Genomic DNA, 12,423 nt, shown 5'->3' on the forward strand with positions numbered 1-12,423 from the left:
TGTCACCGCTCCGGCCGGTCAGTGTCCCACCGCCGCATCGAGCGCCGGCGACGCCTGCATCGCGTTCCACTGGAACTTCAGGCTCATGCCCTCGCCCTCCGGATCCGCCCGCTCCGTCTTGCCCTGGGCCGCATTCAGCCGGGCGTCGACCGGCAGGTAGGACGCATAGGCGAAGCGTTCGGTCCGAGGCCAGTTCGGCTGACCGTTGTAGAAGTAGTCGGAGAGTTGGAACCAGATCTGCAGCAGCGACAGGGTCGTGACGTCGCCGTTGTGCAAGTTCATCTTCGACTTGCCGACGGTGGTGCCGATGTGGAAGCGCTGCTCGACGGCATCGAGGCGCGCATAGGTGGCGTCGGAGAAGGCGGTGAGCACCTCGTGGTCGACGAAGGGAAGCAGCGCGAGGGGGCCCGAGCCTGAGTGCGCATAGGCCACGCGGTCGCCCTGCACGCAGCGGCCGCTGGCCGACCATTGGCCACGGGTGTCGTTGGCGGGCACGATGACCGCGTTGTTGTTCTTCAGCGCGCCGTCGACCTCGGTGCGCCGCGCCTGCATGTCGGCGCGCAGGTGCAGGTCGATGTCGACGTGGGCGAGGAAGGTCGCGCCGGCGCAGCTTCCGTCGACGCGCTTGCTCTCGTAGCTCACGCGGCCCTGCCACGAGCCCAGCTGCCGGATATTGCTCTTGAGGCCGTTGACGGTCGCGCTCACCTCGCCGTGGGTGGCGTTGCCGAGCGTGGCCTCGAGCTTGTTCTCGCCCCAGGTCACCTGGACGGGCGTGCCGCCCACGCTGAGCTCGCCCGCCTGCTTGCCGAAGTCGCCATGCACCACGAGCTTGTTGTCGGCCCTCATCTCGAGGTGGGTGATGACCGGCGCGAGTCGCAGGAAGCCACCGCCATCGAGGACGATCTTCGCGTCGGGCTGGCGCTTGCCGTCGTCGTCCACGATGCCCTCGGTGACGTCGAGCTTGCGCTTCTGCAGGTAGGTCCAGACGTCCTGGAAGACGAAGGAACGGTTCGGCTTGGCCAGGGGCTCGATCTTGTTGACGCCGGCCATGCGGTCGACGAGCAGCGCGATCGAGGGATAGGCATTGGGGTTGGCGTTGCCTTCCCACCCGACGACGGTGCCGGCGCCGCGGCCCTTGAGCGCGTCGCGCAAGGGTTTCGCATCGGGCGTGCCGCTGTTGCACGACAGCATGATGGCGAGCGCGTCGGGCGAGAAGCGCAGATGGCGCTGGATGAACTTCGACGTGAACGCGAGCTTGGGCGGATTGCCCCAGTTCCCGGTCTGCGGCAGGGTGCGGATGCGGTGATAGATCAGATTGCCCGCGTCGAGGTCCTCGCGGTAGACGAAGTCGTTGGCGACGGTGGCGTTGTCGTCGAGCATGGCGGCGAATTCCTTGCGATCCCCCGGGCCATATTTGGCGGTGTGCGTGTTCATGTAGAAGAAGCCGACCTCACCCATCTGCTTGAGGTTGTCGATGGTCAGGGTCTGGCGCGCGACGCTGTAGCCGCGCTCGGTCAGCGCCTGCTTCATCGAACGCAGCAGCGGCGCGCCGTGGCGGAACTCGTTGTCGCCGTCGGGCGCGCCCGAATGGGTGAACAGCGCGGCCCGCGCGGCGCCGGGTGCCGCCGCCGTGGCGACGCCGGCGGCGAAGGGCGCGAGGCGCAGGCCCTCCTCCTCTCCCTCCTCGGGCGGCGGCTCCTCCAGCCCCTGGGGCACGCGCCAGTTGTCGGTGTAGAGGAAATAGCGGCCGTCCTTGAAGCGGGCCCACAGGCTGGCGTCGTCCACGCCGGCATCGGCGAACTCGGGCTGGGTCAGCACCCAGTCGCGCAACTGCGCCCATTGTTCGGGCGTCGGCGTGGCGCGATTGCCGGCGATCTGGCCGAACTGCAGGTCGAGCCGGTCCATGGCCGAGAGCCGGATCGCGCTGTCGACCTCCTGCACGGGTGGGGGCTGCTGCGGCTGCCCGTCGGGGTTGCCGCTGGCGATCGGCGGCATGCCGATCGCGCCACCGCCGCCCCCACCGCCGCAGGCGCCCAGCAGCAGGGCGAAGCCCAGGAAGGCGGCCTGCCAATGGCGCCGCGGGTTGTTCGTTCGTTGCATGGAAATGTCCGTTCGTTCGGGCTCGAAGCGAGGGAACGGATTCTGGGGAGCCGGCGTCGATCCCGACACTCCCGTTCGGGAGCCGACGGAGGAGGTATGCCGAACGGCGAAGCTCAGGCGTTCGCCTGCTTCGCGAGGGTCGCTAGCGCCGCGCGCCGAAGGCCGTGACCACGTAGTCGGAGAGCTCGTAGCCCAGCTCCGCCGCGATGACCTTCAGGCGGTTCTCGATCTCGGGGTCGAAGAACTCGAGCACGTCGCCGGTCTTGGTGCACACCAGGTGGCCGTGGTGGCGCTCACGGTCGTTGAGTTCGTAGACGGCCTTGTTGTTGCCAAGCTGGCTCTTCTTGAGCAGCCCCGTCTGCTCGAACTGGGCCAGCACGCGGTAGACGGTGGCCAGGCCGAGGTCGGTCTGCTCGGCCACCAGCTGGCGGTAGACGTCTTCCGCCGCCATGTGCCGCTGCTTGCTGGTGCGGAACAGGTCCAGCACCTTCAGGCGGGGCAGGGTGGCCTTGAGCCCGGTCTGCTTCAGGTCGGGAGCGGCGGCGTGCTCGTCCATGCGCGTGCGTCCGGTCGATGTTCGTCGGCGTGGGAAAAAAATGCATGGCTGGCCGGTGAACCGATGGCTAGCAAAAAACGACCCTTGGAGACCGTTGAGTCTCGGAGTCGCCCCACGATGAAACTGAAACTACTTGGTCAGGATGAGCTTGCCCAGCTTGGTGGCCTGCAGCCTGTACACGAATCCGTTGTGCGAGATCTCGACCACCTTCTGCCCGCGCAGCAGCGCGGCGCTGTCGAGGCTGGCCGTCGCCTGCGCGGCGGCTTCACGGGCGACTTCGTCCGCGAGCACCGGCGCGTGCACGAAGGCCTCGGCCGTCACGTCGACGGGCTGCGGCGCGGCCGCGCGGCGCACGCGCAGGGTCGGACGTTGGCTCGGCAGTCCCGACGGGGACGGTTGGCTTCCTTGAGAGAGGAGAGCTTGCATGGTGGCGGTGGTTGCTTTGGAATGAAGCTGGTTGGTGACTTGGCTCGACTATAGCACTGAATGAGAGTGATTCGCATTAATGAAAACTGAATTTTCATGCGGCGGGTGAAAAGAGCGCGTTGAGCTCGCCGACCGACAGCATGCGTTCGTCCATCGCATCGAAGCGGCCGTGCGCGAAGGCCTCGCTCGCGAGTTGTCCCACCAGGCCCAGCGCCGCCTGCAGCGGGCCGCAGCCGAGGCTGATGCGACGCGCGCCAGCCCGCGCGAGGCTCTCGGCCGGGGGCGCGCCGGCATAGCCCGCGTACACGTTCACCGGCAGGGCCACCGCGCGGGACAGGCCTTCGATCTCCTCGGGGCTCGACAGGCCGGGCACGAAGATGCCGTCCGCGCCCGCCGCCGCGCAGAGCGTCGCGCGGCGCAGCGTTTCTTCGAAGCGCGCCGCCGGGTCATCCCAGGGAACGATGTGCGTGTCGGTGCGCGCATTGATGAAGAAGCGCGCATCGAGCGCGCGGATCGCGGCGATACGCTCGCACAGCACGTCGGGCGGCGCCAGCTCGCGCGTGCCCGGCCGTGTGCCGTCCTCGATGTTGATGCCGGCCACGCCCAGGTCGATGAGCGCGGCCGCCACGTCGCGCACGGCCTGCGTGCTGTCGCCGTAGCCGCGTTCGAGGTCCACGCTGAGCGGCACGCGGGACACGCGGCGGATGCGCGCGCAGGCCGCGACCAGTTCATCGGCGGGCATCCGTTCGCCGTCCGCGTAGCCGAGCGACCAGGCGATGCCCGCGCTGGTGGTGGCGATGGCGCTCGCGCCGGCGCGTTCGATGACGCGGGCGCTCGCGGCGTCCCAGGCGTTCACGAGGATCAGGGGCGCGGGGCCCGAATGCAGGCGGTGGAAAAGGTCGCTTTGGGATGGCATGGGCTATGGCGGTTGAACGAAGGTGGCCAGAGCTTAGGAACGGCGGGACGCCGCGGCTTGGAAAAAACTGCGGTCGCGCGCCTTGGAAAGTGCTGCCGGCGAGAGCGTGTCCCGTTCCGACCGGGGAGGCTGGACTGTTCTCTCTTCGCAACGGCCCGAGCTCAAGACTGACCAAAAGCTGAATTAACAGTTAGGAAACATTGCGCTGCAATTCATAATTGTGTCAAAACGTTCTAACCGTCAACAAGACATCGAGACATCCCCATGAACATCGCCTTCAGAAGCCTCTGGAATGCAGCCACGGGCAGTTGGGTCGCCGTACCGGAAACGACCCGTTCCCGCGGCAAGCGCAGCGTATCGACCGCCGTTGCGGGCGCGGCGGTCGCCCTGTTCGCTACGAGCTTCTTCCCCGCTCAGGCGGCATGCACGACAGCAGGCTCGAACGTGAGCTGCAGCGGCGCGGCCAACCCGCTGGCGCCGAGCTACGCCAATGGCAGCAACAACCTGAACGTGACGGTGAACCCGGGCGGCAGCGTGGGCGTGCTCCTGGGCGTGGGCGGCAATGCGATGACGCTCACGGGCTCCAACGACACGCTGACCAACAACGGCCGAATCGATCCGATCCTCCTGGGCTCGGGCCTGGGCGTGTTGTCGTCGGGTGTGGTCATGGGCAACGCGGCGGGAAGCACGCAGACCGTGACCAACAACGGCATCCTCGGCGGGACCCGGGGCCTGTCGGTGGGGCTGACCGGGATGGCGCTGGCGATTCAGAACGGGGCCGGGGGCACCTCGAACATCACCAACACGGGCACGATGTCCACGGCCCCCATCTTCGGGGCAACCTTGAGCGCTCCCGACGCAGGGGTGATGGTGGGCTATGGCGGCGGTCGGGTGAACGTGGACAACTCCGGCACCATCACCGGGCGCGTCGGATTGGGCTCCTCGGCCGGGGGCAATACCTTCACCAATTCGGGCACCGTGAATGGCAGCGTCTCCCTCGGCGCCAACAGCACCAACCTGTTCGTGGCGACGACCGACTCGTCGGTCAATGCGGCAGGGGGAACTGCACTGGCGACCAACCTGGGCATCGGCGCCGTCACGGTCAATTTCGCCGCCGCGGGCATGGTCGACGGCGGCTTGGGCGGCAACAACACGCTGCGCCTGCAACAGGGCACCTCGCTCACGGGCACCCTCTCGAACATCAAATATCTGAACTTCAACCAGCTCGATGTCCAGAGCGGAAGCTGGACGCTGAACGGCGTGTCGGGTGCCACGCAGGCCACGCTGGGATCGGGCGCAACCGCGGTGATCGACAACGCGCTGTCGCTGGGCAAGGGCACGGTCACTTCGAACGGCGGGGCGTTGGGAGCCGCGGTACCCGGTCTCTCGCTCGCCAACGACGTCGTTCTCGGCACCGGCGGGCTGACCTTCACGGGCGCGAACAGCCTGCAACTCTCGGGCGTGATCTCGGGTGGCGGGGACCTCACGCAAACAAGCGGCGCCACGCTGGTGCTCAGCGGCAACAACGTGTACACGGGCGACTCGGTCGTTCGCAATGGCGTGCTGCAGGTCGCCAGCGATGCCAACCTGGGCCTCGGCCGGCTCGTGCTCGACGGCGGTACGCTCTCAGCGACCGGCGATCTGACGAGCGCGCGCAGCGTGGTGGTCATGGCCAACACGGGGAGCATCACGAGCTCGGGCTCCGCCATCGCTCTGACCGGCGCCATCGACGCTGGCGCGGCGCTGAGTATCGAAGCGAACGGTGGCGCGATCTCGCTCACGAACACGGCCAACGACTTCCGCGGCTTCGTCAACCTCGCGGGCGGCGCCACGCAGATCAATGCCGCCAATTCCCTGACGCTGGGCAACATCGCGACCGGCGCGCTGACCGCCGTGAGCGGCGGCGCGCTGTCGCTCGGGCAAGGCAGTGCCGCATCGATCGATGCCACCAGCACGAGCGGTGCCGTCGTCCAGGGCGGGGCGATCAGTGTCGCTGGCACGACCACCATCTCCGCCGCGGCGGGCACTGGCGCCATCACGCTCAACAGCACGGGCAACGACTTCGGCAGCGTGGTGCATCTGACCGGCGGCACGACGGAGATCACCGACGCGAACGCATTGACGCTGGGCAACCTCGCAACGGGCGACCTCACCGCAACCAGCAATGGGGCGCTCTCGCTCGGCCAGGGAAGCGCCGCCTCGATCAATGCCACGAGCAACAACGGCACCATCGTTCAGTCCGGCCCGCTGGCGGTCGCCGGCACCACCATGCTGAATGCAGGCACGGGCACCATCACGCTGACGCAAGGGGGCAACAGCTTCGGCGGCGCATTGGGCATCACCGGCGGCAACACCTCGATCGTCGCTGCCTCGGGCCTGACGCTGAGCGCCGGCGCGGTCGGCGGCACGCTGGGCCTCACGAGCGGCGGCGCGATCACGCAGACCGGTGCGCTGTCGGTCGTCGGCACCAGCAGCTTCGACGCGACGGGCGCCATCGCGCTGACCGATGCGAACAACGACTTCGGTGCCGCGGTCAGCCTGCAGGGCAGCAGCATTGCCATCCGCGACCGCAACGACCTCACCGTGTCTTCGCTGGCCAACGGCACGAATGGCAGCGTCTCGGTGGTCGCGGGCGGCCAGCTCGTGCTGCCGAGCCAGGCCATCGATGCCGGCACCGGCAACGTGGTCCTCGCCGCGGAAGGCGGGCAACTGGGCATCAGCAACACCGTGCGCGGCGGCAACGTCACGCTGGGCGGGCGCGATGGCATTGCATTGGCCGCCGATGTCGAGACGGCCGGCACCCTGAGCCTGAACAGCAGCCAGGGCATCGCGCAGTCCAGCGGCACGATCACCGCGGGCACGCTGACCGGCAGTGCCGCGGGCGCGGTCGCGCTCTCCAACGAGGCCAACCAGATCGGCACGCTCGGCGACTTCAGCGCGCAGGGCCTGACCGTGAAGAGCGGTCTCCAGCTGAACGTCACGGGCAAGGTGGACGGCGGTGCCAGCACCTACCTGATGGGAAGCAACCTGTCGATCTCCGGCACGGTGAGCGCAACCGACACGGTGTTGTTCTCGACCGGCGCGATCGGGCAGACGAGTTCCGGCGCGATCGTCGCCGACACCCTGAGCGGCAGCGCCGTGGGCGTCGTCAACCTGACCGGCGCCAACATGGTCGCGACCCTGGGCGATTTCGACGCCGGCAGCGTCCCCGGAACCGGCGGCTTCAGCTTTGCCAATGGACGGGCACTGAGCATCACCGGCAAGGTGGCCGCCGACAATCTCTCGTTCGACGTGAGCAAGGGCGCGGTGGTCACGGGCTCGTTGACGACGAGGGTCCCCGGCGGCACGACCACGATTGCCGCGGGCACCCGGCTGCAGATCGGCAACGGCGGCACGGCGGGCAGCATCTCGGGCGACGTGGTCGCCAACGGCGAGCTGGCCTTCGATCGTTCCGACGCCGTGAGCTTCGTCGGCAGGATCGGCGGGTCCGGCAGCCTGGCGCAGGCTGGCAGCGGCAGCCTCGATCTCACCGGCGCCAGCACCTATGCGGGCGGCACGACGGTGGCCGCGGGCACGTTGAGCGTGAACAACAAGAGCGGCAGCGCGACCGGCACGGGTGCGGTGCAGGTCCAGGCCGGCGCGACGCTCGCGGGCAGCGGCAGCATCGCGGGGGCGGTCACGGTGGCCGACGGCGGCGTGCTGTCGGCGGGCAATGGCGGCCCCGGCACGCTGACCGTCGGCGGCCTGAACCTCTCGGCCGGCTCCGTGCTGAACTACGAACTGGGCCAGGCCGGCGTGGCGGGCGGCGCGCTCAACGACCTGATCAGCGTCAACGGCAACCTGCAGCTCGACGGCACACTCAACGTGACGCAATCGCAGGGCGGCAAGTTCGGGGCCGGGCTCTATCGCCTGATCGACTACACCGGCACGTTGACCGACAACGGCCTGGAGATCGGCAGCGCGCCGACCGATGCGAAGAACCTGCAGGTGCAGACCGCGGTGGCCAAGCAGGTCAACCTGATCAACAGCGAAGGCGTGACGCTCACGCTGTGGGACGGCGCCGATCCGGCGAACTTCAACGACGGCAAGGTCGCGGGCGGCAGCGGCACCTGGCGCGCGGGCGGTTCGACCGCGAACTGGACCGGCGTCGACGGCACGCTCAATGGCGGTTGGCAGCAGGACGGTGTCGCCATCTTCAGCGGCGCCGCCGGCACGGTCACGGTGGACAACAAGGGCACGGGTGGCGCGGTGCGCATCGGTGGCGCGCAGTTCGCGGTCGACGGCTACACGGTCAACGGCGATGCGCTCACGATCGGCGCTCCGGCCACGACGGTGCGCGTGGGCGACGGCACCGCCGCGGGCGCTGGCATGACCGCGACCATCGCGTCCGACATCACCGGCACCGGCGGCCTGGTTAAGGACGATCTGGGCAGCTTGGTGCTCGAGGGCGCCAACAGCTACAGCGGCGGCACCACCGTCAAGGGCGGCATCCTGCAGATCGCGTCGGACGCCAACCTCGGCGCGGCCACCGGCGGCCTCGCGCTCGAGGGCGCCACTTTGCACGTGACCGGCGACACCACGAGCACGCGCGCCGTGAGCCTGGGCGCGGGCGTCAACAGCTTCGACATCGACCGGACGGTCGCGCTGAACGGCACGGTCAGCGGCGCGGGCAGCCTGCGCAAGACCGGCCTGGGCACCCTGCAACTCGGCGCGGCCAACGGCTACGCGGGCGGCACCGAAGTGGCGACCGGCTCGGTCGAGGCATTGGTCACGGGCGCACTGGGCACGGGCCCGGTGTCGGTCGCGGGCAATGCCTCGCTGGTCTTCACCAACAAGGCCGACGCGGGCAAGCTCGCGATCACCGTGGCACAGCGCGGCAGTGCGCCGACCGACAACGGCGGCTTCCTGGCCTTCAGCGACAGCAGCTCTGCCGGCAGCGCGACCATCACGGCGAACAAGGACGCCACGGTCGAGTTCCGCGGCACATCGAGCGCGGGCAACTCGGTGATCGAGAACCGGGGCGGCTCAACCACGCTGTGGTTCAACGCGGATGGCGGCAAGGCGCAGATCACGAACTTCGCGGGCGGTCGCGTCGACCTGCTCGACGATGCGAGCGCGGGCCAGGCACGCCTGGTCAACGAGAGCGGCGGGGTGATCAACCTGGCCGATCGCGTGAGCGCGGACCAGGCGACGGTGGTGAACAACGCGGGCGGGAAACTGCGCATCATCAGCCTCACCAATGCGGGTGTGGGCATCGGCTCGCTCGAAGGCGCGGGTGACGTGTTCCTCGGCGCGAAGGCGCTGACCACGGGCGGGCTGAACACCAGCACGACGGTGTCGGGCACGATCAGCGGTGCGGGCGGTTCGGTCGTCAAGGTGGGCAGCGGCACGCTGTCGCTCACGGGGGCCAATACCTATACCGGTGGCACCACCATCGCCGCGGGCACGCTGGCCGTGAACAACGCGAGCGGCAGCGCGACGGGTACGGGCAGCGTGCAGGTGCAATCAGGCGCCACGCTCGCGGGCAGCGGCAGCATCGCGGGCGCGGTCACGGTCGCCAAGGGCGGCGTGCTGTCGGCCGGCAACGCGGGTGTGGCGGGCGGTGCCGGCACGCTCACGCTCGGCAGCCTGAGCCTCGCGGCCGGTTCCGTGCTGAACTACCAGCTCGGCCAGGCCGGCGTGGCGGGCGGCGCGCTCAACGACCTGATCAACGTCAACGGCAACCTGCAGCTCGACGGCACGCTCAACGTGAGCGAGACCGCGGGCGGCAAGTTCGGCGCGGGGCTGTACCGCCTCATCAACTACACCGGCACGCTGACCGACAACGGCCTGGACATCGGCACGGCACCCACGAACAAGCTCGCGGTGCAGACCTCGGTGGCGAACCAGGTCAACCTGATCAACAGCGACGGCCTCGTGCTCAACCTCTGGGACGGCGGCAACAGCGCGAACTTCAACGACGGCAAGATCGCGGGCGGCACGGGCACTTGGCGCGCGGGCAGTCCCGGCGACAACTGGACCGATGCCAACGGCCTGGCCAACGGCACCTGGGTGCAGGACGGCTTCGCGATCTTCAGCGGCAAGGCCGGCACCGTCACGGTCGACAACAAGGGCGTGGGCGGCGCGGTGCGCCTGGGCGGCGCGCAGTTCGCGGTCGACGGCTACACGATCAACGGCGACCCGCTCACGATCAGCGCCCCGCAGACGGTGGTGCGCGTGGGCGACGGCACCAATGCCAGCGCGGGCATGACCGCGACCATCGCCGCATCGATTGGCGGCGCGGGCGGACTGGTCAAGGACGACGGCGGCACGCTGGTGCTCAGCGGCAACAACAGCTACACCGGCGGCACGACCATCAAGGGCGGCATCCTGCAGATCGCGGCCGACAACAACCTCGGCGCGTTCGGCACGGGGCTCGCGATCGATGGCGCCACCTTGCGCATCGCGGCCGGTTCCACCCCGTTCTTCAGCATGCGCGCGCTCGCGCTCGGCGCGGGCGGCGCCACCATCGACCTGGGCAACAGCGTCTTCGGCGTGGGCGGCCTCGTCAGCGGCACGGGCCTGCTCACCGTCACCGGCAAGGGCGGCACCCTGGGCCTGGTGACGGCCAACAGCTACAGCGGCGGTACGCTGCTGCAGGACGGCGCGAGCATCACCACCACCGCGAGCGGCGTGCTCGGCAGCGGCGCGGTGCGCCAGCAGGGCAACGGCACGCTGCTGCTGTACACCGGCACGGCGAGCGCGGGCGGCAACGACTACACCGTGGGCCGCGCCTTGAGCGCGGACGCCGGCAACATGCTGCTGTTCTCGCAGAACGCCACGGCCGCGAACTCGAAGATCACGCTCAATGGCGCGACCTGGCAGATGGTCGGCGCGAACTCGGTGCAGTTCAGCGGCAACACGAGCGCGGGCACGTCGAGCATCACGAATGCCGGCGGCTCGATCAGCTTCTTCGAGAACGCCAGCGCCGGGTCGGCGACCATCGCCAACGGCGCCAAGAGCCTGCTGGGCTTCGGCGGCACCGCCACGGCGGGCAGCGCGCAGATCAGCAATGCCTTCGGCGGCCTCGTGCGCTTCGCCGACAGCAGCTCGGGCGCGGGAGCCACGGTCAGCAACGCCGCGGGCGGCGTGGTCGACGTGTCGGGCTCGACCGCCAAGACCGGCGTCGAACTGGGTTCGCTCTTGGGCGCGGGCAACGTGGTGCTCGGCGCCACGCAGCTCACCGTGGGCGGGCTGAACACCACCGACACCCTCTGGGGCACCGTGAGCGACAAGGGCAGCGTGTTCACGCAGCCGGGCTCGGGCACGGGCGGGTCCATCGTCAAGGTGGGCAGCGGCACGCTCACGCTGAGCGGCGCCAACACCTACACCGGCGGCACCACCGTCGCGGCGGGCACGCTCGCCGTGAACAACCCGCTCGGCAGCGCCACGGGCACGGGCGCGGTCCAGGTGCAGTCCGGCGCCACGCTCGCGGGCAGCGGCAGCATCGCGGGCGCGGTCAGCATTGCCAAGGGTGGCGTGCTGTCGGCCGGCAATGGCGGCCCCGGCACCTTGACGGTGGGCGGCCTGAGCCTCGCCGACGGCGCCGTGCTGAACTACCAGCTCGGCCAGGCCAACACCGTGGGCGGTCCGCTCAACGACCTCGTCAACGTCAATGGCGACCTGCGCCTGGACGGCACGCTCAACGTCGCGCAGTCCACGGGTGGCAGCTTCGGCGCGGGCCTGTACCGGCTCATCAGCTACACCGGCGGCCTGATCGACGCCGGCCTGGACATCGGCAGCGCACCCGGCGCCAAGGCCGATCTGCAGGTGCAGACCTCGGTGGCCAAGCAGGTCAACCTCGTGAACCGCGCGGGCCTGTCGCTGAACTTCTGGGACGGCGGCGACGCGAGCAAGTACAACGACGGCCAGATCGCCGGCGGATCGGGCACCTGGCGCGTGGGCGTACCGGGCGACGGCTGGACTGGCGCCGACGGCAAGATCAACGCGGCCTGGGTGCAGGACCAGTTCGCCGTCTTCAGCGGCACCGCCAGCATCGTCAGCGTGGACGGCGGCAACGGCACCGTGCGCATCACCGGCGCGCAGTTCGCCACCGACGGCTACCGCGTGCAGGGCGACGCGATCCAACTCGGCAACGCGGCCACCACCGTGCGCGTGGGCGACGGCACCGCGGCCGGCGCGGGCATGACCGCGACCATCGCCTCGGCACTCAACGGCACCGGCGGCCTGGTCAAGGAGGACCTGGGCACCCTGGTGCTCGAGGGCAGCAACGGCTACAGCGGCGGCACCACCGTCAAGGGCGGCATCCTGCAGATCGCATCGGACGCCAACCTCGGCGCGGCCACCGGTGGTCTCGCGCTCGAGGGCACCACCCTGCACGTGACCGGCGACACCACGAGCACGCGCGCCGTGAGCCTGGGCGCGG

At 69.6% G+C, this 12,423-nt stretch carries 5 protein-coding genes; 1 reads left to right on the forward strand and 4 read right to left on the reverse strand.

What is annotated here, in order from left to right; all coding sequences use genetic code 11:
- Window positions 1-18 precede the first annotated feature (18 nt).
- From KV106_RS17030 to KV106_RS17045, 4 genes are all read right to left on the reverse strand, one after another.
- Window positions 19-2,100 (reverse strand): hypothetical protein, encoded by a 2,082-nt coding sequence (locus tag KV106_RS17030; RefSeq protein WP_261211244.1) that lies wholly within the window; start codon window positions 2,098-2,100, stop codon window positions 19-21.
- 142 nt (window positions 2,101-2,242) lie between these two features.
- Window positions 2,243-2,656 carry a transcriptional repressor gene (locus KV106_RS17035; protein ID WP_057594672.1) on the reverse strand — a complete coding sequence of 138 codons (414 nt, stop codon included), beginning with the start codon at window positions 2,654-2,656 and terminating at the stop codon, window positions 2,243-2,245.
- A gap of 129 nt (window positions 2,657-2,785) precedes the next feature.
- On the reverse strand, window positions 2,786-2,947 hold the full coding sequence (gene hemP / locus KV106_RS17040; RefSeq protein WP_261211258.1) for a hemin uptake protein HemP: 162 nt from the start codon (window positions 2,945-2,947) through the stop codon (window positions 2,786-2,788).
- Window positions 2,948-3,176: 229 nt separating this feature from the next.
- Window positions 3,177-3,998 carry an isocitrate lyase/PEP mutase family protein gene (locus KV106_RS17045; protein ID WP_261211249.1) on the reverse strand — a complete coding sequence of 274 codons (822 nt, stop codon included), beginning with the start codon at window positions 3,996-3,998 and terminating at the stop codon, window positions 3,177-3,179.
- 264 nt (window positions 3,999-4,262) lie between these two features.
- Between KV106_RS17045 and KV106_RS17050 the strand changes: the two genes are divergently transcribed.
- On the forward strand, window positions 4,263-12,423 hold an 8,161-nt coding region (locus KV106_RS17050), incomplete at its 3' end, for an autotransporter-associated beta strand repeat-containing protein (RefSeq protein ID WP_261211251.1).

Source organism: Variovorax endophyticus, from assembly GCF_025376855.1.
In the GTDB taxonomy this organism is placed as follows: domain Bacteria; phylum Pseudomonadota; class Gammaproteobacteria; order Burkholderiales; family Burkholderiaceae_C; genus Variovorax.